Raw genomic sequence first — 26,803 nt, 5'->3', positions numbered from 1 at the left:
GAGGTTTCCTCGAATGGAGCTGAGCCCCAATCTACAAACAAAACTGTTAACAAGCAACAATCACTTTTGTTTGAACGCCAACAAAAGCGTTTGTAGCGTTGCCTACATGACTACGCCAACTGAACGCCAAGCCGCCATCGCCACCTTATTCCGCAGAAGACGCGAAGAACTGAAGCTGTCTCAATCCGAGGTAGCCAAGGGAGTGCGCGAACTCTTGGGCGGTGAGGTCTTCACGCAGCAGTCGTATGCCGCGATAGAGAAGGGAAAGACCAAGCACTCCAAATACCTGGCCCCAATAGCACGCGTTTTGGGCATTCCGCCCCAGGCAGTGGACCCGTCATATCCAGGCCCGAACATGGTCAAGGAGACGGTGATCGCCTACGGCGAGAAGGCCACAGTAGTAGGTCCGACAGGGAGAAAGTTGCCAGTGGTTGGCTCAATCGCAGCAGGCACATGGGTCGAAGCAATCGACCTATTCCAGCCCGGTGATGCAGAAGAATGGATTGACTCGCCGGGGCCCGTTGGCCCAGGGGCGTTCGTGCTCATCATCGAAGGCATCAGCATGAAAAACCCTAACGGCTCGGTCAGCTTCGACAGTGGTGACCGAGTCGTAATAGATCCATCCATCGAAGCGCAGGTCGGTGACTTTGTCGCCGCCAAACTGACAGGCTCGAACAGGGTCACTTTCAAGCGCCTGCAGTGCGAGGAAGGCGAGTGGTTTTTAGAGGCGCTAAACCCGAGCTGGGAACCGCGCTATATCCGCATGACCGAAGAGTGGCACATTTGCGGCAAGGCCGTGTGGCGAGTCCAGAAGTTGTAAAAGCCACAACCATCTACAAACAAAACTGTTGACCGAGCTACAGGATCGCTTGTAGCTTTGCCTCGTCTCTCCACCAAGAGCCGAGGCAATCATGCATACAGCAACACTCCACGTACTCCCCTTCTGTTCCACTGACCGCGTGTTCGAGTTGCGCCGCGCCGCACTCGCATCTGGCGCACGCTTTGTCCGTAGTTCCCGCCCGAAGCTCCAAGCCAAGCCGACCACCCCACCGCCCTGCGGAGGTGACGCGGCATGAGCATCCCCTTCACCCTCTCCGACAACTCCCTGACCCTGATCGCCGCCCAACTGGAGCTGAACGGCCGCTTCCGCCACACCTGCCGATCCGCTTACGGTCAGGCGCAGATCGAGCTGGTTCTCGAAGTCGAGCGCGGCCTGGAAACCACAGAGGCCGTGATCACCATCGGCGGACAGCGCCACTCGCTGACTCTCAATACCCGCAGCAGCGAAAAGGCGCAGCAACTGGCCGACTTCATCGACGCGATCACCAATAGCCGCGTCGACTCAGCCGAGCCAGCACCACCCAGGATCCTGCGCCAGGTCATCGCGCCTGAGTCCCCGCTGGACACGGAACAGCAGGAATCCATCCGGGGCCTCGTCCGCCGCGGCGGCTTCTTGGAGCTGAAGGTCGGCCTAGAGCACCCCGTGCTGGTGATGGTGCATCGCACCTTCAACACCCCCGGCATCTGCACGATCCTCAGTGTCGGTGCACGGCGCCCCAGGACCGTCTGCTGGACCATCAGGAACGAGACCGACAGTTACTGCGCCAAGCGCCTGCAGGAGTCCGTCGAGCACCTGATCACTCTGGCCACTCCCAAGCCGGCGAAAGCTGCATAGGAGGCCGCCATGAGCGATATGGACCTGCAGGAAGCAGCCAAGGCGTTGGGCATCACCCGACCGAAGCTCATCACCCTGATGCGCGACAAGGGCCTGCTGAACGCCGACCGACTGCCGACGCACCCCATGCGGGACCGGCTCTACCTCTGGATCCACGACGGCAGCTGGTATCACCCGAGACTCGGCATGCAATACAGCCGCAGCACTCGCGTGCGCCCGGCCGCCCTTAACTGGCTGCGCGACCAGCTCGGGCTCCCGCGCGCCATGCCTCCGGCCACACCGGATCCACGCGATGTCGCTTAAGCCGTTCCTGATCATCGACGGCGAGGCCATCTGTCCACGCCGGCCGAGGGAGTACGCCGCCGCAATCCTCCGGCTCCAAGCGCTGGAGGAGCGTCGCGCGGCACTCGCCAACACCCCGGCCGAATGGCGCGAACTGATCCGCACGCACCTGGTGATCGCCTGGGACCATCCCCAACGCAACCAAACGACAGGCTGACCCATGAAGGACATGAAGCTTTTCGACGACACCCTGGTGGCCCTTCTGCGCATGCCCGATGAGCATCGCACGACGGAAGTCATCGCCAGCCACCTGGCCCTCGCCGCCTCCGCCGCGAACCTCGGGCCCAAGGGCCAAACCACCCTGCAACTGGAGCACCTGCAGCTTGCCAGCGCCGCCGCGCTGCTGACCAAGGAACTCGGCGAGGGCTTCACCCACCGCACCAACCTGCGTATCGGGCCGGGCCTGGACGGTATTGAACTGTTCGCGTCCATCGAAGCCGGTGGCGGTGGGCAACCACGCTTTACCGGGTTCGGCCCGAACGCGGCACGGGTGCTGGGCCAGCTCCGGCAGCAGATCGAGGACTACGCCAAGCCGCCTGCAGAGCGGCAGAAGAAGCCCCGCGAGGCGAACCGCAGCCCGCTCCGACACCTTCCCAGCAAACGCCATAAGGAGACCGCATGAGCCAACCCGAGCCACAGCTGCAGCTTCACCTGGCCCCCCAGGCGAAGGCATCAACGGTGGCGCTGCTGTACCAGATCTTCGGGGAAGTGTTGATCCCCATCGAGCAGATCCGGACGCGCTACTTCCGCAACCTCAACAGCGAGAACTTCAAGTCAGTCATTGGGACTGAACGGCTTCCGATCCCGGTAACCACCCTGGACGACAGCCGGAAAGCGATGCGGTACGTCGAGATCCACCACCTCGCCGCCCACATCGAGCAGTGCTCACAGCAAGCCGTAGAGGACCTGGGCAAACGCCTGAATAAGCAAGACGAGTAACGGAAAACCACCTGACTGCGACTGCTGCCACCACAGCACCGCAACCATTGAGGAGAACCACCATGGAACTCACCACCATGCAACTCATCGCTGCAGGCGCGATTCTGGCCTTCGTCGCCCTCGCAGCCGGCGTTGCCTACTGGTCCGGACACCAGGCAGGCGAGGAAAAGGGCTACGTAGATGGCCGCCGTAGCGCGACCGACCATTGGCGTCCCCTCTTCCAGCAGCAGCGTATTGAACGGACCGAAGCCCAGCGCCTGCTCGACTGCCGCGACCGAGAAATCACAGCGTTGCGAGCCAACATCCGGATCGAGGCCGATGACAACGCCGCCGTCATCCGCGAACTGCACGACCGCCTGGCCAGCGTCGAACCGCTGACCGAGGAGGACCGGACAACCCTCCATGGCATCGCCGGAAAGCTCACCCTCGCCGCCGACACGTTCGCCGGCATGCGCGCCCATGACCATGCGCGGCTCGCCAGAGCGTTCGCCGCCTATGCAACCGACCTGGCGAACCGCCCGGCACCGACACAGCACCGTCACCCGGACACCGAGCTGATCGAGTGGCTGGACCGAGAAGCGACCGCCCACACCGAACTCGAATACGGCGAACTCCGCTTCCTGTTGGCCGGCAAGCCCGAAGGCTACAACCACATCCGCGACCTGCTGCGCGATGCCATGGAGCAGAGCAACGAGATCGAGCAGAACCACCAGGTAACCTTGGAGGCATCGGCATGAGCTGGATCCTTACCAACAGCGGGCAACGCTTCGACATCCTCGAACCGAACAGCGGTATGGTCCACCCGCAAGACATTGCCCACAGCCTGGCCATGCAGTGTCGCTTCAATGGCCACTGCGGAACCTTCTACAGCGTGGCTCAGCACTGCATCATCGTCGCCTGCCTCGTGCCGGACGAGCACAGGCTAGCGGCCCTGCTCCACGATGCCACCGAGGCCTACATAGGCGATATCGTGCGCCCCTTGAAACAGGCCGTGCCCGAGCTGCGCCAGATTGAGCATCGCATCTGGCACGCTATCTGCGCCCGCTTCGACATCGACCCGGTGCTGCCGGCCTGCATCCACGACGCCGACATGATCGCGCTCGCAACCGAACGCCGCGACCTCATGCCCGAGCATCAGGACGAGTGGGAATGCCTTGCCGGCACCCAGCCCATTCAGCAGTTCATCAGGGCTTGGTCATCCGAGGAGGCACGCCTGCGCTACTGGCAGGACCTGCTGCAGCTGCTCGCCACTACCCACCGCGCGAGGGCTGCCGCATGACCCGCATCCACCCGGCTCGCCGCGTAGCGGCACAAGACCAGGGCGGCGCCCTGGCACCCGCCACCACGGGCACTCAAGCTGCGGCCGCGCGAAAGCGCGGCGGTGGCCTGGCACGTCGCACCCTGCTGACTCTGAGTCTCGCAGGCCACCCCTCGATGCACGAGGGTGGCGCCATAAAAAGCCTCTGCTGCGCAGCAGCAGGCATATTCCTACCCAAAGCCCAAGCCCGCGCGGGGGTCGCATACCCCACGACACGCGTGCGCCGAGGCGCAGAAGATGCTGCAACGCTTCGCTCCCCAATCGCGCCGCACGCGCAGCTTGTCGTGGGGTATAAGCACCTAGACGCCGACGCGCTGCATGTGAGGAATCCCAGCGCGCGCAGCACAATCGCGATAAGCCAAGTCGACCGAGGTGCGGCAACTGAGGATTGTCCCCACATGCCGTCGCAGAGCTTCCACGTGCTCTTGACCGGGGCCGAGATCTGTCCAGTCACTAATCAAGAAGGACGCATCGGAAAGCTCCTTCCTGACGATAAAAAGGCTGCTCACAATCCTGCTATCCGTGGGCTGAAGCATCAGCTGCTTGATGAACTCCCGCGAGTCCTCCAGGGCAATAAGGTGAGCAGGCCGAACCTGGTGGAAACCGAAGTTTCTGCACTCCTGCAGAACCAGCTCCAAGGCAACTGCCGCCTCATAGACCGCACTTTCAGCCAGCCGAGCAGCGCGGGCCTCGGCCTCCAAGCCTTCCAGACGAATAGCCGCTCGCTCCATCCGGTGAACTCTGTTTGCCACCAGGAAAGCCGTGATTATTGCCGCGACGGATCCAACAGCCTGCACCCAAGCTGGAGCGTTGCTGCTACCCCAGGGCCAGGTCCATACCCACCAGCCAAGCGGGATCACCAGGGGCGACAGGAGCACCCACTTAAGCATGCTGCGCGGGCTCAGTTTGATTGTGATTTCGTCTGGAAGCATGGCCATCCCTTTGCCGCAAAACTCTGTCTGATCATGACAATGCAAATACTCTGGATCGAAAAGCTACTTGTGAACGCACTGCGTTTGCTCGCTTTCCGGAAGGCTACTTTCGACCTCCCGAAGATGCTCCCAGCATCGATCACACATCGTTCGGTAGTAGGACAAAAGCCTGAACAGTTCGTCGCTCACCAAGTGCTGCTTTGCCTGATAGTGATTCAGATACGCAATCAAAGGCGGAAGGTTCTGACGCAACTCATGCCCGAGCAAGACGCGCCTCGGATCATGATCATCGTCAAATGTGGTGTTCAGGCGGGCGAGGATACGCCCCATCATCTCGGTCGCAGGACCGTGCTCGTATCCCGAGAAATGATCGCCCTCGAACCAATCCGCGATGGTGAAGGTTGTCTCAAACGAGGCGTAATACAGCCGGCGAGCGAGACCGATGTCCTTCTGACGTTCTTCGAGCTTACGTCGCTCGCTCTCTTTCCACGGAAGCCAAACAGCAATTCCCAGAGCGACAAGGCTACCTATTGCCTGCACCCATGCTGCTCCAACCTCTCCGGCCTCCATGGCGAGCACGAGACAATACGCAGCAGCGAAAGTGACAACCACACCTGGAACGGTCGTGTACTTCCGAACCCCGCTCCATATCCGCTCACACAGCATCCTGCCATCTCCATTTCTAGCATGGCTAAGAGCCTGCACGGCACCGGCAGCAATGTCTATGGAGTCGCATCATGAACACCCAACTCAACCAACTGCAGCGTCTGCTGGCAGAGATCGACAGCCTCATGGGCAGCGTGGAGGTATCGGGGCTGATCCGTGACGCCCGCAGCTGCGCTGTGAGCGCTCGGAGCGTAGCAGCCAAGGCGATCAAGCACTTGCAGGAGATTCAGCGGACCTCCGAAAGAGATTGCGCGCAGGAGGAGCGGAAGGCATTCGACGCATGCTGCGAATACATGATCGATGCCACGGACGAGGTCAACCGCGAATGGCTGTGGCGCTTCGTACTGCACTGGGAAAATACGTTCCGACCTGCCCTCGCCTCACCGGCGCAAACATCCCCGGTGACTGCGGCCGGGCAGTTGCCCGAGGAGATCCATAAGCTGCTGTCCCGCGCCCAGTGCCAGATCGAGCACCTGGCCGAATGCACCGAGAACCTTGGTGAAGACCTCGAAGAAGACGATGTCAGCGAAGACGTGGCTGAGGCCAGGGCGGTGGCCGAGGAAATCGGCACCGTACTTGCCGCCGCGCCGGTGAAGGGAGGTAATGCCCATGGCAGTTGAGCTGGAGCGCTACCTACGCGAGGAGCAGGTGCTGGAATGCACAACACTCTCCCACGCAACCATGTGGCGCGAAATCAAGGCGGGCCGCTTCCCCAGGCAGATCCGCCTTTCCCCTGGCCGAGTCGGCTGGAAAGCCTCAGAGATTAGTCAATGGATGAATGATCCCGAGGCGTACGCAAAACCCGAGGCAGCTTGATTAGGCTCAGGAGTACCGGTCACTCACCGCATCGAGATCCCTTTCGAGGCGGTGAACCACTTTCATTACTTTAGTGAACCTCTCCGCCCCTTCTCCGCTTAACGGGGTAACACATACCCCCTTAAGCGCCTGCTGCTGAACGTAAGCGTAATAGCCCGACCATGCGGTGACGATAATGGACGTCTGCATTCTCCAAGTCCCAAAGCCACCAATGACGAGCTTTTCGAGCTGTGTGCAAGCTGACTTGAACCTTTCCAGCGCCTGCTCCCTAGCAAAATTCAACTTCTCAGCCTCGCGGCTGCCCCACCCCCCCGGCGACGAGAACACAGCAATCATTGCACTGTTCTGAAGCTCTAAGCTCAGCTCGCGCAGGGAAACCTGGGCCTCCCATATCACCTCGAGCTTCTTTCCTTGGATGAGTTGCTTTTTCCAAGCAACGACACCAGCGAATGCAACTCCTGTAGTGGCGACACCGCTAATCCCGCTGAGGAAGGACCCTATGTGATCCAGATAATCAAAGAGCTCTTTCGCACCGGATTGATTCGAGATGAAGAATCCCATCAAACCGACAATCACAACCAAGAGAGCAACGCTAACCCAGAGTCCAATTCTGTACAGCTCAAACATAGATATCTCTTAGCCCCCTAGGCCTTGATTTTTGCCACTTTGATTAGCCAGGTAGCCCACGTCCTGAGCCCTTCTCGCTTTTCCTTGAAGTAGTCGTAGCGGTCGTAATGCTTCGAAGAGACGTCGTTGAACGCGTGCCCCTGGATCCTGTCGCGCGTTTCCTTGCTGATCCCCGCCACCCCCATCAGCGTCTTGCAGGTCCGCCGCAGATCTCGCAGCGTGAATGGCCCGTCGAACTTATCCGCATGCCGCTTGTAGAGCTTGGTCACTGCACGCGACAGCGACTGCGCGTTGATAGAGTCATTCTCATATCGCCCCATGAACGGATATGGAGCTTCGCCCGTGATGGGCTCCAGTCGAGCGAGACACGCCTTGCTGAGCGCGTTGAACGGCACCAGGTGGATCTGCCGCTCCCCTTCGACGCCCTTCAAACTCCGGATGGCGTAGTGGTCCTTTTGGAACATGCGGCGATCTGACCCCAGCAACTGCTCCGGCCGCTGACCGCCCGAGGCAATCAGGAACTTGATCAGCTCGGCCGTGACCAGGCTCAGCTGCTCCGGCAGAAGGTTCCAGAGCGTTGCCAGCTCCTCGGTAGACAGGGCGCGCTGGCCTGCGCGCTCCCAGTCCTCCTGAACAGGGATGCTGGCCACGGGGTTGTACTTGAGACCGAACCGCACCGAGGTGCTGCCGTAGCTGCGAGGGTTGAACTCCTGACCAAGGCCATGCTGATAGGCCGCGTGCAGACTGGAGCGCACGCGGTTGCAATAGGTGGTCACCCCGTCGCCGATCATCTTGGCGAGAATGTCGCGGATGTCGCCGGGCTCGATCTCAGAGGCCGCTCGCTTGGCCAGGTGCGGCCATGGGCCGGTGACGTATTTTCCCATCGCCCACCGGACATTGCCGGCCGACGCAGCACCTTCAGTGTCCAGCTTGCCCAGGTAGGAGTCGATCAGGTCGGCCAATGATCCGTCGCCCTCGGTGCTCGGCGACTGCTGACGCACTTTCTCGCGCGCCTCGGCCAGACCGAGCGCAGGCCAGGTGCCGAGCTTGCGCTGTTTCTTCTTCCCCTGGACGTGCCACTGGTAGTAGAACTCCTTCGTGCCGTTCTCGCGGACCTTGAGCAGCAGGACGCCCTCCCCGCGTGCGCCGCGACCATCGGACTTAACGTAGTCCCGGCCGGGCTCTGGCTTGAGCGAGCGGACTTGCTTATCTGTGAGCATTGGTGACAGTATCCGGTGACAGTTGTCCCGAACTAAGGCGCTCCGGAGTGATATGAGGCGATACACCCGAAAGTCGCCGCAGCCCTTTAATGGCGGGCATTGTAGCCCTACCGGATACCATGCGGTAAAGACTGATATTTCAGCCTGTACAGATTCCCAAGCTCATGACGAGGGTTCGATTCCCTTCGCCCGCTCCAGAATCCCATGCAAAAGCCCCCGGCAGCGTTCGTTGCCGGGGGCTTTTGTTTCTCCAGGGCAAGCACCAGGCCCTCTTCGTCGCATCCTGTTTACCGTCGATGGCCTCGATGTAGTCGTTGCCCGGATGCAGGCACATGGCGCGGAACTCATTGGCCAGATGCATTACGAGAATGCATACCGGCTGGCCTATATCCGTGGCCCCGACGGCATCATCGTCGAGCTTGCCGAGCAACTCGGCCGAGTCGCACGACGATCACCGCAAAACCTCCCCTCATACGCCCGCTTTCCGCCCGCCTGCCGAACCGGAACGAAGCTCCTCTTCGGCCCGGAAGCAGTCAACCACCCCACAGCCCGACGCCGCATCCTCCACCTTTACTACTGAACAACTGTTCAGCTATAAGGTGACCGTTCGGTTGAGTACGACCAAGTGCGCCACGCCCGTCATCATGCTCGGCCTGATCAGACGCTCTGGATGAATCGAGTCGGAGAGCCCATGCGACATTCCCTTTTCCAAACCCGCATCACCGAAATGCTCGGTATTCGCCATCCCATCCTTTGCGGGGGCATGGGGCCCAGCGTGTCGGATGCGCGCTATGTGGCGGCTGTCGTCAACGCTGGCGGCATGGGGTTCATCGTTGCGGCCGGTTTCCCCGATCCGGAAGCGTTTCGCGCGCAGTTGCGCCAGTGCCGTGAGCTCACGTCCGGAAAAGGCTTTGGCGTGAATCTCTATCTTTCCGGCCAGGCCAAGGCGGCGGCTCAATTGCAGGAACAGGTGAGGATTCTCGCCGAAGAAGAGGTGCTCTGTGTCGAGACCTCTGGCGGGAGCCCCGAAGCAGTTCTTCCGCCCCTGCGGGAGGCGGGCATCAAGGTCCTGCACAAGGTCCCCGCTGTTCGTTACGCCCGATCCGCTGCGCGGCTTGGCGTGGATGCGGTGATCGTCGTGGGTAACGACTGCGGCGGCCATCCAGGCACCTACGGCATCAGCAGCATGGTTCAGGCAGCCCACGCCCCGAGAGAGATTTCCACACCGCTGGTCATCGGCGGCGGGATAGGAACCGGCAGCCAGTTGGCCGCGACGCTCATGATGGGCGCGGACGCCATCCTGATGGGCTCACGCATGCTGGTATCCGAGGAGTTGTGGATTCATCGCGACTACAAGGAACAGCTGGTTCAGAGCGATGGAACGCAAAGCGTCGTCGTGAAGACCGGCCTGCGCCAGCATCACCGGGTTCTGAACAATGACAGCGCCAAAGCCGTTGCGGCGTTGGACGCGGCGGGAGCGAGCGAATTCGAACGCTATCGCCCCCACGTAATGGGAGCGCTGACCACCCAGGCCTACAGGACGGGCGATAGCCGCCTGGGCATGCTCGACTACGGCCCATCGGTCGTGTTCGCTGACGCTGTGCAAACCGTGGAAGCCATCTTTGACGAGGTTCTCGACGACGCGCAACGGGCAATGCGGCGCTTTGAAGGTCTCCGCCGCAACGCCTAGCCCGATCAAGCTGCCGAATGCCAGCGGCAGCCTTCCGCCAGAAGGGGCATTAGAGCAGGAAAAATAGATCCATCCCCTTTTCGCTTTTCGACCGGCTCTACGCCAGGCCATTTCCAAACCCTGACTTGCCCGGCAACCGATGGCAGGGGAGATATCCCAGAGCCAGGACTGCCCATCAACGACGACTTCGGTCAGCTTCGGGTGGCCTTTCAGGATTGGCGGGTAATACTTCTCCGTATAGGTGGCGTATCGCTGGTGGCGCGCGCCGCGGGAGGTGTGAGGTGAACAAGCTATCCATTGTAGGTGCCGGTATGGTGGGCGAGGCGGCGGCTCAGATCATTGCCCGGGAAGAGTTCTGCCGTGAATTGACGTTGATTGATGTGCAGGGTGAGTTGGCACAGGGCAAGGCGCTGGACGTCTGGCAGGCGGCAGTCGAGTCGGGTTCCGATACCCGGGTTCATGGCGGGTCCAATGCCGAATTGCTGCAGGACTCCGAGCTGGTGGTGATCACGGCGGGTGTGCCACGCAAGCCTGGTCAGTCGCGTCAGGATGTCTTGAGCATCAATCTGCCGATTCTCGACAGCATCATGCTGGACATCAAGCGTCACGCTCCGGCGGCGACGGTGCTGGTGGTATCGAACCCGGTCGATGTGCTGACCTATCGGGCCTGGAGTCTCAGTGGGCTGGGACGCGACAGGGTATTCGGGCAGGCAGGGGTGCTGGATACCGCGCGCATGAAGTGTTTCATTGCCGAGGAGACCGGGTTTTCTGCTCGGGATATCACGGCGCTGGTGCTGGGCGGGCATGGCGACAGCATGGTGCCGCTGATGCGCTACTGTGCGGTCGGTTCGGTGCCGCTGTCCCACTTCCTGTCCGATGAGCAGATCGAGCGGATTGTAGAGCGCACACGCAAGGGTGGCGGCGAGATTCTGGGATTGAAGAAACTGGGGAGCGCCTGCGATGCGCCGGGCGTGGCCATTGCACAGATGGTGGATGCCATCGCCAATGGGCGAAACAGCATTTTGCCGACGGTCGCGATTCTCGAGGGCGAGTACGGGCGAACAGGCATCGCCATGGGCGTCCCCTGTGTGCTGTCAGAGAAGGGACTGGTGCGAGTGATCGAGCTGTCTCTGGATGCGCAGGAGCAGGCGATGTTCGACCACTCTGCAGACCAGGTGGTGCGTGATATTGCAGAAATGAATGCCTTGTAAGCGGCGATAGATGAACGGGCGCAAGGGAGATCGTTTCCCGGAAGTGGCGTGACTGAGGTCCAGCCGAAGCGCCCGGAGATTCACTGCGCATCGCTTGCACACCTGCCTTGGGCCTGTCGATAGCGGCCAGCCGTCCGCGACCGCTATCGACCCAGAGCTTCCAGGCACAGCCAACCCTGCCCGAACCTCGCCACCCGATACCCAAACTGTCACTTGCCGCTGGTGACCCGCGCCCACAGACGGGTGCTCAGGCGCATGCCGGACGCCAGCGTGTCGAGCACCGCCTGGGGCGGCTGGACCGCCGGTGAGCCATGCCATCGTTGCCCCGTTCAACCGCGCAGATGGCAACTCAGGTTACCCGCGATATCCAGCAGGGTGTAATCCCGGAACGAGAAGCGCCATACGCCGTCGATGCGTTCGAAGGCATCGTGATACCGACCGCTGGCAATCGGCTGGAGCGGCAGGCTGTCGGTGCTCTGCAGGACGGTGTAGTACGACCTCGCCGTGGCGCGGCCCGAGGCCTCGTCGACCTCGATGATCGGGTTGCTGACCAGGTGTTTCGTGCGGGGCGTGCCGCAGGGGTGGATCTTTACCTGCTGGCGGAAGATGCGCAGGAGTTCGTCAGCCCCGACCCGCTCGTCGCCGCTCTGCAGCTTGATTTCCGCATGCCGGAACAGCTCGGCCACGCCTTCCAGGTTTCCACCATCCAGCAGCTCGGCATATCGATACAGCAAGTTGGCGATCAGGGTTTCGCTGTTGCTCATGCAGACGCCCTCCTACAGGGATTGGTGAGCCCACTGTAGGGGGCATGAATGCCCCACGGCTTCGTCCCGGTGGACTAAGACCGCTCCGCTCCAGCACCCCGCAGAAGAGCCAGCAGGAGCGATGCGCGGTTGATGATTCCAGCCCGCGAAGTTGTCGCTTTTCATCAAGAGTCGCCTCTTGCCCTCCCCTAGATTAAGCCCCGAGCAAGCCCCCGAAACGAACCCAGGGGGCGGAGTCTGGAGGAGACCAGCCATGCAATCCGTCGAGCAGATCAAACGCAGCACCTCCATTGCAGAGTGGGCCCAGCAGCGCCCGGAAGAGGCCTTCACCCTGCCCTCGCGCTACTTCTTCGACGAGCAGATCTTCGCCGCCGAACGCGACCGCATCTTCATGAGCGCCTGGCACCTCGCCGGACATCGCAACGAGTTCGCCGAGCCCGGACAGTTCGTGGTTTGCGACATTTTCGACCAGAGCGTGGTGGTGGCCTGCGGCAACGACGGCACGATCAACGCCTTCCACAACGTCTGCCAGCATCGCGGCAATCGCCTGCTCGACGTCCGCCGTGGCAGCAACACGCGGGTACTGCGCTGCGCCTACCACTCCTGGTGCTACGAGATGGACGGCAGCCTGCGCAGTGCGCCCCGCAGCGAGCGGCTGATCGCCTTCGACAAGCAGGACTTCAACATCCCAAAAATCCGCGTCGAGGAGCTCGGCGGCTTCGTCTACTTCAACTTCGACGCCGAGGCCCCGGCACTGGCCGAACTCTTCCCCGAGGCCGACGAGGAAATGCGCGCGGTCTTTCCCGACCTGGGCAAGATGCGCCTGATCGAGGAACAGGACGTGATCGTTCCGGCCAACTGGAAAGTGATCATGGACAACTCCATCGAGGGCTATCACTTCAAGCTTTCCGGCCCCTGCCACATCGACCTGGCCAAGCTGATCGACTTCAAGGGCTACCGCCTGACCAAGCGCGACAACTGGTGGACCTACATCGCCCCGGCCAACCTGCAGGCCGAGGACGCCTACGGGGTGAAGCTCAGCGGCCCGCGCAACCCCGACGAGCGCTTCTTCAACATCGGCCTGTGGCCGAACAACACCTTCTACACCTTCCCGTTCTCCGAGTTCCTCGGCACCTTCATCATGATTCCGCTGGATGCCGAGCGTTCGCTGCTGCGCTTCGGCTACTACAGCCCGCACGAAGAAGTCCCGGAGGTCTCCCACGCCTGCATGAAGTGGATGAACGAGGAGCTCGGCCCGGAAGACATCGAGCTCAACATCAGCGTGCAGAAGGGCCTGCGCTCCCTCGGCTACGACCAGGGCCGCTACATGATCGACGCCGAGCGCAGCAACGAGAGCGAGCACCTGGTGCACCACTTCCACAAGCTGGTGTTCGACGGTATCAGCGGTCGCTGATCTCACGATTTCAGGCCGTAGGAGAACCCTATGCTCGGGCATGAATACGACTACGTGATCATCGGCGCGGGCTCGGCCGGCTGCGTGCTGGCCAAGCGCCTGGGCGAGAACCCGGCGCTGCGCATCCTGGTGCTGGAATCCGGCCCGGCGGACCGCAGCTGGACCATCGACATGCCCTCCGCCGTGGGCATCGTGGTGGGCGGCACGCGCTTCAACTGGAGCTACACCAGCGAGCCGGAACCGGGCCTGGACCACCGCCGCATCGGCACCCCGCGCGGGCGCACGCTGGGCGGTTCCTCTTCGATCAACGGCATGGTCTACATCCGTGGCCATGCCCGCGACTACGACGGCTGGGCCGAGCGCGGCTGCGAGGGCTGGAGCTATCGCGAGGTGCTGCCGTATTTCATCCGCGCGCAGAACCATCGCGACGGCGCCGACGCCTACCGGGGCGACGCCGGGCTGCTCCACGTCACCCCCGGCGATACCTCGCCGCCGCTGTGCCGTGCCTTCGTCGAGGCCGGTCAGCAGGCCGGCTACGGTTTCAGCCACGACCTCAACGGTTATCGCCAGGAGGGCTTCGGCCCGGTGGACCGCACCACCCGCGACGGCAAGCGCTGGAGTACCGCGCGCGGCTACCTGGCCGAGGCCCTGAAAGGCGGCAACGTCACCGTGGCAACCTCGGCGTTGAGCCGCCGCATCCTCTTCGATGGCGACCAGGCCTATGGCGTCGAGTTCGAAATGGACGGCGAACTGCATCAGGTGCGCGCACGCAATGAAGTGCTGCTCAGCGCCGGTGCGATCAACTCGCCACAGTTGTTGATGCTCTCCGGCGTTGGGCCGGCCAAGGAACTGGAGCGCCTGGGCATCCCCGTGGTGCGTGACCTGCCGGGCGTCGGCCAACGCCTCAACGACCACCCGGACACCGTGGTGCAGTACCGCTGCAAGCGCCCGGTCTCCATCTACCCCTGGACCCGCGCCCCCGGCAAGTGGCTCATCGGCGCCCGCTGGTTCGCCAGTCACGATGGGCTCGCGGCAAGCAATCACTTCGAAGCTGGCGCATTCATCCGCTCACGGGCCGGGGTCGAGTTTCCCGACCTGCAGCTGACCTTCATGCCACTGGCAGTGCAGCCAGGCAGCGTCGACCTGGTGCCGGAACACGCCTTCCAGGTACATATCGACCTGATGCGCCCGACCAGCCTGGGCAGCGTCAGCCTGGCCAGCGCCGATCCGCGCCAGGCGCCGCGCATCGTCTTCAACTACCTGACCACCGAGCGCGACCGCGCCGACATGCGCGCCGGCGCCCGCCTGGTGCGCGAAATCCTCGCCCAGCCGGCCATGGCCGCCTATACCGGTGACGAACTGGTGCCCGGCGCCGACCAGCAAAGCGACGCCCAGCTCGACGCCTGGGCCCGGCGCGTCACCGAGACGGGCTACCACGCCAGCGGCACCTGCAAGATGGGCCTGGCAGCCGACCCCGAGGCGGTGGTCGACCCGCAGCTGCGCGTACACGGCCTGCGCGGGTTACGCGTGGTCGATGCGTCGATCATGCCGGAGATCGTCAGCGGCAATACCAACGCGCCCACCGTGATGATCGCCGAGAAAGCCAGCGACCTGATCCGGGGCCACAGCCCACTGCCAGCCAGCGATGCGCCGGTATGGATTCACCCGCGCTGGCGCGAATGCCAGCGCTGAAGCGCACTTGCCAAAGCCGGCCCGCTCCGCTTGCATAGGCGCGGCGGGCCCACTTCCGTGCCAGGTATCACCATGAAGCGAACCGAACCCCTCAGCCTGGATTGGCAGGACCCCAGCCGTCCTCCTCTGCGCATCGGCATCCTGCTGCTGCCGTCGTTCTCCAACTTCGGCCTGGCGGCGCTGATCGAGCCGCTGTCGATTGCCAACTGGCTGGCCCAGCGCAGCCTGTTCCAGTGGACCCTGCTGTCGGTGGACGGCCAGCCGGTACCCGCCAGCAACGGCCTGCTCGCCAGCCCGCAGGCAAGCATCGGCGAACCCGGTGAATTCGACGCCTGCGTGGTGATCGCCAGCTTCGACGTGCACCGCCACGCGCGTAACCCCGCGCTCAAGGCCTGGATCAAGCGCCAGGCGGCCTTCGGCGCGGTACTGGTCGGCATCGAGACCGGCACCGAACTGCTGGCCGCCGCCGGTGTACTCGACGGCCACCCCGCCGCGGTGCACTGGGACAACCTGCAAGGCTTCCAGGAGAGCTACCCGAAGGTGCAGGCCTGCGCGCAGCTCTACTACCTGGGCCGCACGCGCCTGACCTGCGCAGGCGCCACCGCAGTGCTGGACATGCTCCTCAGCTGGCTGGACAGCCTGGCCGGCGGCAACCTGGCGCGCGAAGTGGCCATGCACATGCTCATCGAGCAGGTGCGCGAGCCGCAGGTTCAGCAAGCCGAAGGCTACCGCCGCAGCCTGCACGCCCAGGCCGGCAAGATGAGCCGCGCCATCGAGTTGATGGAGCAGCACCTGGAGGAACCCTTGAGCTGCGAGGTCATTGCCGAGCAGGTCTCGCTGTCACGCCGGCAGCTGGAGCGACAGTTCATGCAGCACACCGGCCTGACCCCGCTCAAGTACTACCTCAGCCTGCGCCTGGCGCGCGCCCACAACCTGCTGCAACAGACCCGCATGAGCGTGGCCCAGGTCGCCGCCAGCGCCGGCTTTGGCTCGCTCGAACACTTTTCCCGCGCCTATCGCGCCAAATTTGGCTGCCCGCCGAGCAACGACCGCTCGCAGAGCCTGAATGCGCCGGTCATGCGCCAGCCGTTGGCACACGACCCTTCGCTGCTGCCGCACTAGCGGCGCCTGCAACGCGTCGGCGGGCGACCCGTCAGGCGCGGTAGTCGGGTTCTTCCTCATCGAGGATCGCCTGCAACGCGGCGAAATGGCGGACGGCGAAGTCCGGGTAGTCCAGCCACTGGCGGCAGGTCTTGCGCGCCACCTCGTCGCTGGCGATGCGCAGCGGACGGCCGCAGGAAAGCGCGGTGAGATAGATCTCGCAGGCCCGCTCGAAGTAGTAGAGGTCATCGAAGGCCTGCGCCACGCTCGGCGCCGCCACCAGCACGCCGTGGTTGCCCATCAGCAGGATCGGCTTGTCGCCGAGCTGGCGGCTGACCCGCTCGGCCTCGTCCCCCAGGCCCATGCCGTCAAAACCCTCGTCGATGGCCACGCGCTCGAAGAAGCGCATGGCGTTCTGCTCGATCGGCGGCAGGCGCGAATCGGCCAGGCAGGCCAGCGCGGTGGCGTACTTCGAGTGCACATGGAGGATGCAGCGCGCATGCCGGTGGCGACGGTGCAAGGCGCAGTGCAGGGCCCAGGCGGTGATGTCGGGGGCGTCCGGGCGGTCCAGCGCGGAAGGGTCGTCGGCGTCGAGCAGCAACAAATCGCTGGCGCGGACCCGCGAGAAGTGCCGGCCATAGGGGTTGATCAGGAAGCGCCGGCCATCGTCGGACACCGCCAGGCTGAAGTGGTTGGCGATCGCCTCGTGCATCCCCAGCCGGGCGGTCCAGCGGAACGCGCAGGCCAGCTCGGCGCGAGCCTGGGCATGGTCGTGTGCGTGAGCGTCGAAAACGGCAACGGATTCGGTGTGCATGGCAGCTCCTCGGAGGCGCGGGTACGTCTGGGTCACCTCCGAGTCTAAGGACGGCAACGCCGGGGACTTGATGCGATGCGACCTGGCGTGCCGCAAATGGACGAGGCGCCGCCCATTGCTGGTCTCTTAGAGTGGCAGCGAGTCCGGATCGGGTGGGCGCCATAACCCACCCACCGCCATGGACCATCAATTCACGCCACAGTGATCGGAGTCCGAGTCATGCCTGAAAACCACTGGATCGACCGTCTGGAAATCGAAGGCCTCTACGTCCGCTATTGCGATCTCGTCGACAGCAAACGCTTCGATGAACTGGGCGACGTCTTCATGGAGGAAGCGACCGGGGACTACACCCAGGCCCTGGGCCCCGGCGTGGTCAGCCCCAATCTCAAGAGCCTGATCGCCTCGATGCACCTGAACCTGGGGGAAGGCTCCAACTGCGGCGCGACGCACCACAACGTGGGCAACTTCAGCATCGACATCGATGGCAACTCCGCCAGCACCCGTGTCCACTATTACGCCGTCCATCGCGGCATCAATGACTGCGCGGGCGCGCTCTATTCGATGTGGGGGCAATACGAAGACCGGCTGGAAAGAACCGCGGCAGGCTGGCGGGTGAAAGCCAGGGTCTACAAGTGCTTTCTCTCCGAAGGGCCCGCCGCTGTGGTGAGTGCTTCGGCGCGCTGAACTTGCGGGCTGAGCCTGAAGCGTTTGCCGCAGACATCAAATTTCCTCCGCGCATTCCAGACTCCCTGAAACAAAGCCCTCGAACGCGCCTCGCCCTCGGGGGCTTTGTGCTTTCACACTCAATACTCATCATGCCGCCGCCACCAGAAACCCTGCTCATTGCGCCCGAGCGGCGCCCGGTCCAGCCAGGTGTACATGCTCCACAGGGCATCCAGCCCGCGCGCATAGGTGGAGTAGCTGTGGTAGATGGCTCCCTCCTCGCGGATGAAGGTGCTCAGGCCGGGGCGGTCGCGGGCGAAAGTCGGGACGTCGGTGCCGCAGCCGGCGGCGAAGCGGGTCATGGTTTCGGGGATACGGGAGATGTCGAGAGCCGGCTCGCTTCGCCCGTAGTTGTAGTCGATCGCGCCGACGCGCTGCTGTTCCTGGGTGAAGGCGACGTTGAAGTCGAAGTTGAAGTCGCTGTCCTTCGATGAGGCCCAGGGGAAGCGCCAGCCCATGCGCCGCTGGTAGGCCTGCAGTTTTTCCAGTGGCGCGCGGGAGACGGCGCAGAGCGTCACGTCATGGTTGGCCAGGTGGACGACGATGCCGTCGAAGCCGTCGGCGATAGCCGAGCAGGACGGGCAGCCGGCGCTGTAGTCCGGGCCGAACATGAAGTGGTAGACCAAGAGTTGCGAGCGCCCCTGGAACAGTTCGGCAAGGGTGGCAGGGCCATCCGCCGTGTCGAAGCGGTAGGCCTTGTCGACCTTGACCCAGGGCAGCGCCTGGCGCCGGCGGGCGAGTTCGTCGCTCTGGCGGGTCAGGGCCTTTTCCGCTTCGAGCAGCTCCAGGCGGGCCGCCAGCCATTGTTCGCGGGTGGCGAGGGGGTGCGTAGCCATGGGGAAATCCTCCGGTCGCCGGTGGCGACAAATCGGTCGATGGGCGAGGGATAGGCTAGGCTCGGGGCCAGGCATGGCGGGAGTGACAAATGTGGCGGGAATGACAAGCGTGGCAAGACTGCGATGGACTCCCTGGTAACGGCCGCCGCGCGGGCGCTGGCGGCGGGCGACCCGCTGACGGCGCTGAACCGCATCGCCCTGCGCGAGGATCCGCCAGCGCTGGCGTTGCGCGGCATCGCCATGGCGCAGTTGGGCGACCTGGACCGTGCCCGCTTGCTGCTACGCCGGGCGGCTCGCGCCTTCGGGCCACGGGAGGCGATGTCGCGCGCCCGCTGTATCGTCGCCGAGGCGGAAGTGGCGCTCGCCAGCCGAGACCTCGGTTGGCCGCCTAAAGCGCTGGCCGCCGCTCGGGCGACGCTGGAGACGCACGGCGACCGGCTGAATGCCTCTCACGCCAGCTACCTGGAAATCCGCCGCCTGCTGCTGATCGGCCGGGTCGACGAGGCCGAGCGGCAGTTGGCGGAGCTCGACCCCGCCCCCCTGCCCCCGGCCCTGGGCACGACTCACGCGCTGATCAGCGCCGGCATCGCCTTGCGCCGGGTGCAGAGTGCGGCGGCGCGGGAGGCCCTTTCCCAGGCCCTGCTGCATGCCCAGCGCGCTGGCATTCCCGCGCTGCTGGCGGAGGTCGAGCGGGCCATGGCGCTGCTCGAGGCGCCCGCGGCCCGGTTGATCGATGGCAGTCACACGCGACCACTGCGGCTCGATGAAGTGGAGCAACTGCGGGCCTCCGATGCGCTGCTGGTGGATGCCTGCCGCTATGCGGTGTGCCGGGGCGAGCTGGCGATCTCGCTGGCGCGCCGTCCGGTGCTGTTCTGCCTGGCCCAGGCGCTGGCCGAAAGCTGGCCCGCCGATATGCCGCGCAACACGCTGATCGCCCGTACCTTCCGCACCCACGCGCCGGACGAAACCCACCGCGCCCGCCTGCGGGTGGAGATCGGCCGCCTGCGCAAGGCGCTCGCTGCGCTGGCCGAGGTGAAGGCAACGCCGCGTGGCTTCACCCTGGTGCCGCTGGCCACGCAGGTCTGGGTACTGGCCCGGCCGCTGGAGGAGCGCCACGCGGGAGTGCTGGCGTGCCTGGCCGATGGCGAGGCGTGGTCGAGTTCGGCGCTGGCCCTGGCGCTGGGCGCCAGCCAGCGCACCGTGCAGCGTGCGCTCGACGCCCTGGCGGAAGCCGGCAAGGTGCAGTCCTTCGGCCAGGGCCGCGCGCGGCGCTGGACCGCCCCCACGGTGCCGGGTTTCGCGACGACCTTGTTACTCCCCACGCCCTGGTCGGGGAACTAGGCTGGAGTCTCGATCCCTTCAGACGAGGACTGCCCCATGAAACGCTCAACTGCCGAGATCCTCGGCGAATTCGGCCCCTTCCCCGGGGTAGACGCGGTCCACGGCGTCACCTTCGACGGCGAACGCGTGTGGTTCGCCGCCGGTGAGAAGCTGATCGCCCTCGACCCGGACAACGGCAAAACCGTCCGCACCCTGAACGTCCCCGGCGATGCCGGGACGGCCTTCGATGGCCGGCACCTGTACCAGATCGCTGATGCGCGCATCCAGAAGATCGATCTGGCGACCGGCGAAGTGCTGGCCAGCATCCCCGCCCCCGGCAATGGCGCCGATTCGGGCCTGGCCTGGGCCGAGGGCACGCTCTGGGTCGGGCAGTACCGCGAGCGGAAGATCCACCAGATCGACCCGGACAGCGGGAAGGTGCTGCGTACGCTGGAGTCCAACCGCTTCGTCACCGGGGTTTCCTGGGTCGAGGGTGAGCTCTGGCACGGCACCTGGGAGAACGAACACAGTGACATCCGGCGCATCGACCCCGGCACCGGCGAGGTGCTGGAGAGCGTGGAGATGCCGGACGGCATCGGCGTCTCCGGGCTGGAGTCCGACGGCGGCGAGCGCTTCTTCTGCGGCGGTGGCAGCAGCGGCAAGCTGCGCGCCGTGCGCCGGCCCGCCCGGCGCACGGCTTGACCGACGGTCAGCGCAGCCGCAACAGCCGATCCAGCGACCATCCACCCGCCCCGCGCGCGATCAGCAGCAGCAACAGGCCGGCCCATGACAGGTGCGTGGGCCAGGCGTCCGGATAGACGAAGACTTCGATCACCGTGGTCATCCCCAATAGCGCCAGCGCCGACAGGCGGGTGAACAGGCCGAGCACCAGCAGGATCGGGAACAGGTGTTCGGCGTAGGTCGCCAGGTGCGCCGCGAGGTACGGCGAGATCAGCGGCAGCGCGTACTCGGTCTGGAACAGGTCGTAGGTGCTCGGGGTGATGGTCAGCAGGCCCTCGACCTTGGTCCGCCCGGACATGAAGAACACCGAGGCGATCCCCAGCCGCGCCACCAGGCACAGGAAGGATTCGCCAAGGCAGCGCTGCAGGCAGTCGGCCAACTGGTTCCACAGCCGGCGGGGGGACGCGGGAGAGGGATGGGCGATGTCCATGGCGGGCTCCTTCAATCGAGGCAAAGGGGACGGAAGACATTGGCGCGCAGCAGGCGGCCGAGCAGGTCGGTGAAGTCCAGATCGGGCTGAGCCTCCAGCGCCAGCGTCGAGACCTGGTCGAGGACATGGCCGGCGGCGCAGGCATCGAGGAAGGCACAGCCGCCTTTCTCCAGCGGTAGCCCGACAACGCCCTCGGAGCCGGCCACCAGCAGCGCACCCTCGCCGTTCCACGGCAGTTCCTCCGGCCAGTCCAGGCCTTCGCGGCTGTAGTGCCAGAGGCTGTATACCGGCTGTGTCTCGAACCAGCGCCAGCGCACCGCGCGGCGTGGTTGCAGGCAGAGCCCGCCGAGGTCGCTGGCGGTCATGCCCACCAGCGACGTCAGTTCCAGGCTCGGCTCGGTGGGCGCGCAGAAAACCTCCAGCCAGTCGCGATCCAGCCGCGCCACATCGGCCAGGTACGGCAACTCGCGGGCGCTTTCCAGATCCGCGAGAAAGGCCGGGAACGCCGCCCCGTAGCGCGCCATCCGCGCATCGGTCGGTGGCGAGCGCCAGGCGTATTCGGCGGCAGCGGCGCGCATCCATGGCGTGCCGACCAGCCGCTCGACGCTGGGGTAGTTGTCACAGAGGGCGTCCACGCAGCCCTTGAGCACGGTGTTGCGGTAGACGGCGAAGGCCGCCTGTGAGGTCAGCGCAGCCAGTTCGGGTGCCGGGCGCTGGTAGAGGGCGTCGATGAAGGCGTCCTGGAACTGGCCGAGGGAGCGTTTCATGGGCAGCCTCCTGCGAGATTCAGCGTGGCCTGGGCGATCTCGCGCTCGGCCAGCAGTTCGCCGAACGCGGGGATATGGTCATCCCGCTCGATCAGCGTCGGCCGTGGCCCGATGCGCTGGACCAGGCGTTGGTAGAGCGCCCAGACCGGCTCGGCGATGGCAGCGTCGTGGGAGTCGATCAACAACGTGCCGCCTTCGTCGTGGCTGTACCCGGCAAGATGAATCTCGGCGATGGCCTCGGCGGGCACCCGGTCCAGGTAAGCGGCGGCACTGTAGTCGAGGTTGTGGGCGCTGACATGGACGTTGTTGACGTCCAGCAGCAGCGCGCAACCCGTGCGCCGCACCAGTTCGGCGAGGAAGTCGATCTCGTCCCAGTCGTGGCCGTCCAGGCGCAGATAATGGCTCGGGTTCTCGATGGCGATGCGTCGACCGAGGGCGTCCTGGGTGCGCTGGATATTGTCGGCGATGCGCGCCAGGGCCTCGTCAGTCCGCGGGAAGGGCAGCAGGTCCGGGTGGTACCGGCCCTGCCAGGCGGACCAGGCCAGGTGCTCGGAGACCAGCGCCGGCTCGACGAGGTCCACCAGCCCACGCAGGCGTTGCAGGTGCTCCGCGTCCGGCGGGGCGTCCGCCGCCAGCGACAGCGAGACGCCGTGCAGCGAGAGCGGGTGGCGCTCGGCCATCCGCTCAAGCCAGGTGCGGCGAGGGCCGCCGACCATGTAGTTCTCCGGATGGACCTCGAACCACAGGCCGTCGGCGTCGCACGTCCAGGCTTCGCCGTAATGCTCGGCCTTCAGCCCCAGACCGGCGCCCATTCGGTTGCACACAGACATGGTCGGCGCCTCCCTGTCAGGACTTCATCGGGGTGAGCGAGCCCATGCCGTGGGGCGTCTTGATGGTGGTGCAGGTGCCGGCCGGGACGTTCTTCCAGTGCATGCCGTCGTAGTCCTTCTTGGCGCTGCCCGCGCAGGTGGTGCCGGCGCCTGCCTTGCAGTCGTTCTTGCCGGCCATGGCCACGCCGTAGCACTTCTCCATGGCCGCGCCGCTGCCGGCCGGGGTCTTCGTGTCGTCCGCGAGGGCAACGCCAGCCAGGGAGGCGAGAGCAAGGGCGGCGGTGGCGAGGGTGAGGCTTTTCATGATGTCGTCTCCACGAGGGTTGGAAGGGCTCGGCGATCTGCCGGGCTCGTGGAGTAATTCGTGTGCTGCGCGGCGGTGGTTACAGGCACCTGGAAATTTTTTTTGAGATTTTTCCATCACCCCCGCTAACGTTATGAAGTGCTGACGTTTTTCATGCCCAGGGATTGCCCGCCACTGACAGCGGAGCGATCCGGAAAAGAAAATTTGCTCACGGATGTAACCCAGGCGGCCGATGCAACGAACTACCCGAGAGGACGCATTGAGCGCGCGTGAAGCGCAGTTGCAGGCCCTGCTGCTGCGCGGCATGGCGGGTGATGCGGCGGCCTATCGCGAATTTCTCGCGCACCTGGCGAGCCATGTGCGCGGTTTTTTGCGACGGCGCCTGGAGCGACGCCCCAGCGAGATCGAGGACCTGCTGCAGGAAGTCCTGCTGGCGGTCCACAACGCCCGTCACACCTATCGCGCCGACCAGCCGCTGACCGCCTGGGTGCAGGCCATCGCCCGCTACAAGCTGGCCGACCACTTCCGCGCCTTCGCCCGGCGCGATGCGCTGCATGACCCGCTGGACGACGACAGTGACCTGTTCGCCGAGGGCGACGAGGAAACCGCGCAGGCCAGCCGTGACCTGGGCAAGCTGCTCCAGCACCTGCCCGAGCGCCAGCGTTTGCCGATCGTCCATGTGAAGCTGGAGGGACTGTCGGTGGAAGAGACCGCGCGTCTCACCGGGCTGTCCAGTTCGGCGGTCAAGGTCGGCATCCACCGTGGCCTGAAGGCGCTGGCCGGCATGATTCGAGGTAAGCGTAACGATGAACACCAATGAACTGATCGACCTGCTCGCCAGCGGCGAAGGCCCCGTGGAGCGCCACGCCCTGGCGCGCCGCCTGGGCCTTGCGCTGCTCGGCGGCGGCCTCGGCGCGCTGCTGCTGATGGCGGCGCTGTATGGCGTACGCGCCGACCTCGCCGAGGTGGCGCGCACCCCGCTGTTCTGGGCCAAGGTCGCGCTGCCCGGCAGCCTCGCCCTGCTCGCCCTCTGGCTCAACCAGCGCCTGGCCCGGCCGGGCGTGCGCGGCGGCGCTGCCTGGACGCTGCTCCTCCTGCCCCTGCTGCTGGTCTGGCTGGGCGCGGCCGTCACCCTCGTCGGCGCGCCGCCGGAAGCCCGCGCCGACCTGATCCTCGGCCGCACCTGGCGCACCTGCCCGCTGAACATCACCCTGCTTTCGCTGCCGACGTTCGCCGCCGTGTTCTGGGCCCTGCGCGGCCTCGCCCCTACCCGCCTGCGTCAGGCCGGCGCCGCCGGCGGCCTGCTCGCCGGGGCTACCGCCACCCTCGCCTACTGCCTGCACTGCCCGGAAATGGGCGTGCCGTTCTGGGGCGTCTGGTACCTGCTGGGGATGCTCGTGCCCACTGTGGCGGGGGCGTTGCTGGGGCCGAAGTTGTTGCGGTGGTGAGGACGGGTACTCCGTTGGCCGTGCAGGCCGACCACATCGGATCTGCGCGAATCCAGCCATTGGGCAGTCTTCGTAGCCAGACATCACATAGCAACTTGCTATATCCCCGGTGGAGTAATACGATTCCGTATAGCAATTTGCGATACGGACATCGAGCATGCATGTCATTACCCAGAAGCGTATTCGGGAAGCTCAGGAAAGTTGGCCCCACTCCTCCACCGCACTCGACGCCTGGTGCAGGCTGATGAAAAAGGTGGAGCCGAAGGACTTTGCCGCGATGAAGCAAATCTTTCCCAGCGTGGACAAGGTGGGCGACAAGCATGTGTTCGATATCGGTGGTAACAAGCTGAGGCTGATCGCCACCGTGGATTACGTCTTCAAGAAGGTTTTCATCCGGGCCGTACTCGATCATAAAGAGTACGACCGCAATCAATGGAAGTGAGGTGCGCATGAGTGCACTACTGAAACAGGCCGCAGAGCACTGGCGCTTCGTCGCTCCGCTGCTCACACCACCAAACACCGAGGCGGACTACGACACCCTGGTCGAAGCGCTGGACGAACTGCTCGATGAAATCGGCGGCAAAGAGAACCATCCGCTCAGTTCTCTGGCCTCGCAGATCGGCGACATGATCGCCGCCTACGATACCGAGCACTATCCCATTCCAGACGTGCCAGGGCGTGAAGTACTACGTTTTCTCATGACCGAGCATCAGTTGACCCAGAATGACCTGCCGGAGATAGGTGCGCAGTCCGTGGTATCCGAAATCCTCAACGGCAAACGCCAGCTCAACGTCCGTCATATTCGGGCGCTCAGCGAACGATTCAACGTACCTACTGACGTGTTCTTCTGAAGCAGTTGAAAAGCCCCGCAAACGCGGGGCTTTTCAATTGACCATCGCTCAGCCGGCAGTTACTTCGCTTTCTCCTTCAACAGCGCCTTGATCACCTCTTCCTGTTCCCCATACCCACCCTCCCCGATCGCCAGGTGGCGAATCCGCCCCTTGGCATCGATGAAGTAGTGCGCCGGCCAGTACTGGTTACCGAAGGCGTTCCAGATGCGGTACTGGTTATCCAGCGCCACCGGGTAGTGGATGTCGTGGCGCTTCACCGCGTCGCGGACATTGGCCGGGATGCGCTCGTAGGGGTATTCCGGGGTGTGCACGCCGATCACCACCAGGCCCTGGTCCGCGTACTGCTTCGCCCAGGCGTTCACGTACGGCAGGCTGTGCTGGCAGTTGATGCAGTCGTAGGTCCAGAAGTCGATCAATACCACCTTGCCGCGCAGGCCCTGCGTCTTCAGTTCGGGGCTGTTGATCCACTCCACCGCGCCCGCGAGCTCCGGGGCGGCGCCGAGGTCCGGCAGGCGTTCGGCGCCCTGGGCGGTATCGCCGGGCATGAGCCTGGTGAGCAGCGCGGGCACGCTGTCGATGACCTTGTGTTCCAGGCTGTTCACCAGAATGGACGAACTGCCGGAGGCAAGCTGCGCGCTGGCGCCGCTGGCGATGCCGACCACCGCCAGCAGGGCGAGCACGCCGGTGGCGCGACGCAGGCCTTCGATGACGGCCATGCGCGGGCGCAGGTGCTGCATCAGCCGGCGGCCAGCGAAGAGGACGATACCGAGCACAGTGGCGCTGCCCAGGCCATAGGCGAACAGCAACACACTGGTCTGCGCGCTGGGGCCCTGGAGCATGGCACCGGAGAGGATCAGGCCGAGCACCGGCCCCGCGCAAGGCGCCCACAGCAGGCCGGCGGCAAAACCCAGCACCCATGCGGAAACCGCCGGCGGCATGCGGCGGGCTTCGCCGTGCAGGCGGTCGCCGATCCAGGCCCAGGGTTTGCCCAACCCATCGCTGAAGCGCGGCCAGAGCAGCGCCAATGCGGAAACCCCGAGCAATACCAGGGCGACATAGCGACCCCATTCGCTGGCGGCGATCACCCAGTTGCTGGACACCGTGGCCAGGCTAGCCAGCACAGCGAAGCCGCTGGCCAGCCCGAGCAGCGTGACCCAGGGCGACCACGCCGGGCCGCCGGCGCGTTGCAGCAGCAGCGGCAGGACGGGAAGGATGCAGGGACTGAGCAGCGTCAGCGCCCCGCCGAGAAAGGCGATGAGCAACATGGGCACCTCGATGGGCCAGCGGCCCTGAGTTTGCGAGCAGGCATGAGAAGAAACGCCCCGGCCGTCC

At 64.6% G+C, this 26,803-nt stretch carries 34 protein-coding genes; 24 read left to right on the top strand and 10 right to left on the bottom strand.

What is annotated here, in order from left to right:
- The first annotated feature begins 13 nt into the window (after positions 1-13).
- From SD196_RS06045 to SD196_RS05995, 11 genes are all read left to right on the top strand, one after another.
- Entirely contained in the window at positions 14-820 is an 807-nt protein-coding gene (locus tag SD196_RS06045) for a LexA family protein (RefSeq protein ID WP_416311148.1), read from the top strand.
- A gap of 252 nt (positions 821-1,072) precedes the next feature.
- A complete protein-coding gene (locus SD196_RS06040; protein WP_416311147.1) occupies positions 1,073-1,675 on the top strand; it encodes a hypothetical protein in 603 nt (200 codons plus the stop codon).
- A gap of 9 nt (positions 1,676-1,684) precedes the next feature.
- Positions 1,685-1,978 carry a phage antirepressor KilAC domain-containing protein gene (locus SD196_RS06035; RefSeq protein WP_416311146.1) on the top strand — a complete coding sequence of 98 codons (294 nt, stop codon included), beginning with the start codon at positions 1,685-1,687 and terminating at the stop codon, positions 1,976-1,978.
- Positions 1,968-2,174, top strand: a complete 207-nt coding sequence (locus SD196_RS06030; RefSeq protein ID WP_416311145.1) for a hypothetical protein — start codon at positions 1,968-1,970, stop codon at positions 2,172-2,174. The genes SD196_RS06035 and SD196_RS06030 overlap by 11 nt, the downstream gene beginning before the upstream one ends.
- Before the next feature lie 3 nt (positions 2,175-2,177).
- Positions 2,178-2,639: a hypothetical protein gene (locus tag SD196_RS06025; protein ID WP_416311144.1), complete on the top strand. Its 462-nt coding sequence runs from the start codon at positions 2,178-2,180 to the stop codon at positions 2,637-2,639.
- Positions 2,636-2,956, top strand: coding sequence for a pyocin activator PrtN family protein (locus SD196_RS06020; protein ID WP_416311143.1), 321 nt, complete (start codon positions 2,636-2,638; stop codon positions 2,954-2,956). Before SD196_RS06025 ends, SD196_RS06020 begins: the two co-directional genes overlap by 4 nt.
- Positions 2,957-3,018: 62 nt before the next feature.
- Positions 3,019-3,693 carry a hypothetical protein gene (locus SD196_RS06015; protein WP_416311142.1) on the top strand — a complete coding sequence of 225 codons (675 nt, stop codon included), beginning with the start codon at positions 3,019-3,021 and terminating at the stop codon, positions 3,691-3,693.
- Positions 3,690-4,235 carry a phosphohydrolase gene (locus tag SD196_RS06010; RefSeq protein WP_416311141.1) on the top strand — a complete coding sequence of 182 codons (546 nt, stop codon included), beginning with the start codon at positions 3,690-3,692 and terminating at the stop codon, positions 4,233-4,235. The genes SD196_RS06015 and SD196_RS06010 overlap by 4 nt, the downstream gene beginning before the upstream one ends.
- 437 nt (positions 4,236-4,672) lie before the next feature.
- A complete protein-coding gene (locus SD196_RS06005; protein ID WP_416311140.1) occupies positions 4,673-5,947 on the top strand; it encodes a hypothetical protein in 1,275 nt (424 codons plus the stop codon).
- Positions 5,944-6,492 carry a hypothetical protein gene (locus tag SD196_RS06000; RefSeq protein ID WP_416311139.1) on the top strand — a complete coding sequence of 183 codons (549 nt, stop codon included), beginning with the start codon at positions 5,944-5,946 and terminating at the stop codon, positions 6,490-6,492. The genes SD196_RS06005 and SD196_RS06000 overlap by 4 nt, the downstream gene beginning before the upstream one ends.
- Entirely contained in the window at positions 6,482-6,688 is a 207-nt protein-coding gene (locus SD196_RS05995; RefSeq protein ID WP_416311138.1) for a helix-turn-helix transcriptional regulator, read from the top strand. Before SD196_RS06000 ends, SD196_RS05995 begins: the two co-directional genes overlap by 11 nt.
- 6 nt (positions 6,689-6,694) lie before the next feature.
- Here the strand turns inward: SD196_RS05995 and SD196_RS05990 are convergent, their stop codons facing one another.
- Together SD196_RS05990 and SD196_RS05985 are read right to left on the bottom strand one after the other, a co-directional pair.
- Positions 6,695-7,315: a hypothetical protein gene (locus SD196_RS05990; RefSeq protein ID WP_416311137.1), complete on the bottom strand. Its 621-nt coding sequence runs from the start codon at positions 7,313-7,315 to the stop codon at positions 6,695-6,697.
- Positions 7,316-7,332: 17 nt separating this feature from the next.
- Positions 7,333-8,535, bottom strand: coding sequence for a tyrosine-type recombinase/integrase (locus SD196_RS05985; protein WP_416311136.1), 1,203 nt, complete (start codon positions 8,533-8,535; stop codon positions 7,333-7,335).
- 355 nt (positions 8,536-8,890) lie between these two features.
- On the opposite strand from SD196_RS05985, the gene SD196_RS05980 reads away from it, so the two are divergent.
- The 3 genes from SD196_RS05980 (at position 8,891) to SD196_RS05970 (ending at position 11,436) form a co-directional block, all read left to right on the top strand.
- The gene (locus tag SD196_RS05980; RefSeq protein WP_416311135.1) at positions 8,891-9,115 is read left to right on the top strand and encodes a hypothetical protein; all 225 of its coding nucleotides are present in this window, start codon (positions 8,891-8,893) and stop codon (positions 9,113-9,115) included.
- A 111-nt stretch (positions 9,116-9,226) separates the two neighbouring features.
- Positions 9,227-10,225 (top strand): nitronate monooxygenase, encoded by a 999-nt coding sequence (locus tag SD196_RS05975; protein ID WP_343574507.1) that lies wholly within the window; start codon positions 9,227-9,229, stop codon positions 10,223-10,225.
- Positions 10,226-10,506: 281 nt separating this feature from the next.
- Positions 10,507-11,436, top strand: coding sequence for a malate dehydrogenase (locus SD196_RS05970; protein ID WP_275610494.1), 930 nt, complete (start codon positions 10,507-10,509; stop codon positions 11,434-11,436).
- A 329-nt stretch (positions 11,437-11,765) separates the two neighbouring features.
- Here SD196_RS05970 and SD196_RS05965 read toward each other — a convergent pair whose 3' ends face one another.
- On the bottom strand, positions 11,766-12,200 hold the full coding sequence (locus tag SD196_RS05965; RefSeq protein ID WP_416311134.1) for a nuclear transport factor 2 family protein: 435 nt from the start codon (positions 12,198-12,200) through the stop codon (positions 11,766-11,768).
- Between the two features lie 253 nt (positions 12,201-12,453).
- On the opposite strand from SD196_RS05965, the gene SD196_RS05960 reads away from it, so the two are divergent.
- The 3 genes from SD196_RS05960 (at position 12,454) to SD196_RS05950 (ending at position 16,428) form a co-directional block, all read left to right on the top strand.
- Entirely contained in the window at positions 12,454-13,614 is a 1,161-nt protein-coding gene (locus SD196_RS05960) for an aromatic ring-hydroxylating oxygenase subunit alpha (protein WP_331316609.1), read from the top strand.
- Positions 13,615-13,644: 30 nt separating this feature from the next.
- Positions 13,645-15,306 carry a choline dehydrogenase gene (locus SD196_RS05955; RefSeq protein ID WP_343574514.1) on the top strand — a complete coding sequence of 554 codons (1,662 nt, stop codon included), beginning with the start codon at positions 13,645-13,647 and terminating at the stop codon, positions 15,304-15,306.
- A 72-nt stretch (positions 15,307-15,378) separates the two neighbouring features.
- Positions 15,379-16,428 carry a GlxA family transcriptional regulator gene (locus tag SD196_RS05950; protein WP_275610490.1) on the top strand — a complete coding sequence of 350 codons (1,050 nt, stop codon included), beginning with the start codon at positions 15,379-15,381 and terminating at the stop codon, positions 16,426-16,428.
- Positions 16,429-16,459: 31 nt separating this feature from the next.
- Here the strand turns inward: SD196_RS05950 and SD196_RS05945 are convergent, their stop codons facing one another.
- The gene (locus SD196_RS05945) at positions 16,460-17,221 is read right to left on the bottom strand and encodes a class II aldolase and adducin N-terminal domain-containing protein (protein WP_416311133.1); all 762 of its coding nucleotides are present in this window, start codon (positions 17,219-17,221) and stop codon (positions 16,460-16,462) included.
- A gap of 219 nt (positions 17,222-17,440) precedes the next feature.
- On the opposite strand from SD196_RS05945, the gene SD196_RS05940 reads away from it, so the two are divergent.
- Entirely contained in the window at positions 17,441-17,905 is a 465-nt protein-coding gene (locus SD196_RS05940) for a nuclear transport factor 2 family protein (RefSeq protein ID WP_416311132.1), read from the top strand.
- Positions 17,906-18,024: 119 nt separating this feature from the next.
- Here SD196_RS05940 and SD196_RS05935 read toward each other — a convergent pair whose 3' ends face one another.
- The gene (locus SD196_RS05935) at positions 18,025-18,780 is read right to left on the bottom strand and encodes a DUF899 domain-containing protein (RefSeq protein WP_343574524.1); all 756 of its coding nucleotides are present in this window, start codon (positions 18,778-18,780) and stop codon (positions 18,025-18,027) included.
- 123 nt (positions 18,781-18,903) lie between these two features.
- Here SD196_RS05935 and SD196_RS05930 point away from each other — a divergent pair, with 123 nt between their 5' ends.
- Together SD196_RS05930 and SD196_RS05925 are read left to right on the top strand one after the other, a co-directional pair.
- A complete protein-coding gene (locus tag SD196_RS05930; RefSeq protein WP_343574526.1) occupies positions 18,904-20,121 on the top strand; it encodes a helix-turn-helix domain-containing protein in 1,218 nt (405 codons plus the stop codon).
- A 36-nt stretch (positions 20,122-20,157) separates the two neighbouring features.
- A complete protein-coding gene (locus tag SD196_RS05925) occupies positions 20,158-20,802 on the top strand; it encodes a PQQ-binding-like beta-propeller repeat protein (RefSeq protein WP_275610485.1) in 645 nt (214 codons plus the stop codon).
- Positions 20,803-20,809: 7 nt separating this feature from the next.
- On the opposite strand, the gene SD196_RS05920 is transcribed toward SD196_RS05925, so the two are convergent.
- The 4 genes from SD196_RS05920 to SD196_RS05905 are packed head-to-tail and all read right to left on the bottom strand — an operon-like array spanning position 20,810 to position 23,172.
- The gene (locus SD196_RS05920) at positions 20,810-21,271 is read right to left on the bottom strand and encodes a DoxX family protein (RefSeq protein ID WP_343574530.1); all 462 of its coding nucleotides are present in this window, start codon (positions 21,269-21,271) and stop codon (positions 20,810-20,812) included.
- 11 nt (positions 21,272-21,282) lie between these two features.
- A complete protein-coding gene (locus SD196_RS05915; protein WP_343574532.1) occupies positions 21,283-22,038 on the bottom strand; it encodes a DNA-binding domain-containing protein in 756 nt (251 codons plus the stop codon).
- Positions 22,035-22,868, bottom strand: a complete 834-nt coding sequence (locus SD196_RS05910) for a DUF692 domain-containing protein (RefSeq protein WP_275610482.1) — start codon at positions 22,866-22,868, stop codon at positions 22,035-22,037. Before SD196_RS05910 ends, SD196_RS05915 begins: the two co-directional genes overlap by 4 nt.
- A gap of 16 nt (positions 22,869-22,884) precedes the next feature.
- Complete coding sequence (locus SD196_RS05905; protein ID WP_275610481.1) at positions 22,885-23,172, bottom strand: DUF2282 domain-containing protein; 288 nt, start codon at positions 23,170-23,172, stop codon at positions 22,885-22,887.
- A 232-nt stretch (positions 23,173-23,404) separates the two neighbouring features.
- Here SD196_RS05905 and SD196_RS05900 point away from each other — a divergent pair, with 232 nt between their 5' ends.
- The 4 genes from SD196_RS05900 (at position 23,405) to SD196_RS05885 (ending at position 25,471) form a co-directional block, all read left to right on the top strand.
- Positions 23,405-23,992 (top strand): sigma-70 family RNA polymerase sigma factor, encoded by a 588-nt coding sequence (locus SD196_RS05900; protein WP_275610480.1) that lies wholly within the window; start codon positions 23,405-23,407, stop codon positions 23,990-23,992.
- On the top strand, positions 23,979-24,620 hold the full coding sequence (locus SD196_RS05895) for a DUF1109 domain-containing protein (protein ID WP_343574539.1): 642 nt from the start codon (positions 23,979-23,981) through the stop codon (positions 24,618-24,620). The genes SD196_RS05900 and SD196_RS05895 overlap by 14 nt, the downstream gene beginning before the upstream one ends.
- A gap of 157 nt (positions 24,621-24,777) precedes the next feature.
- The gene (locus SD196_RS05890) at positions 24,778-25,062 is read left to right on the top strand and encodes a type II toxin-antitoxin system HigB family toxin (RefSeq protein WP_331316632.1); all 285 of its coding nucleotides are present in this window, start codon (positions 24,778-24,780) and stop codon (positions 25,060-25,062) included.
- Positions 25,063-25,069: 7 nt separating this feature from the next.
- Positions 25,070-25,471 carry a helix-turn-helix domain-containing protein gene (locus tag SD196_RS05885; RefSeq protein WP_275610477.1) on the top strand — a complete coding sequence of 134 codons (402 nt, stop codon included), beginning with the start codon at positions 25,070-25,072 and terminating at the stop codon, positions 25,469-25,471.
- A gap of 59 nt (positions 25,472-25,530) precedes the next feature.
- On the opposite strand, the gene SD196_RS05880 is transcribed toward SD196_RS05885, so the two are convergent.
- On the bottom strand, positions 25,531-26,736 hold the full coding sequence (locus tag SD196_RS05880) for a cytochrome c biogenesis protein DipZ (RefSeq protein WP_416311131.1): 1,206 nt from the start codon (positions 26,734-26,736) through the stop codon (positions 25,531-25,533).
- Between the last annotated feature and the right edge of the window lie 67 nt (positions 26,737-26,803).

Origin of the sequence: Pseudomonas macauensis (assembly GCF_047902425.1) — a bacterium.
GTDB lineage: Bacteria > Pseudomonadota > Gammaproteobacteria > Pseudomonadales > Pseudomonadaceae > Pseudomonas.
This window is presented reverse-complemented; position numbering and strand designations above follow the sequence as displayed.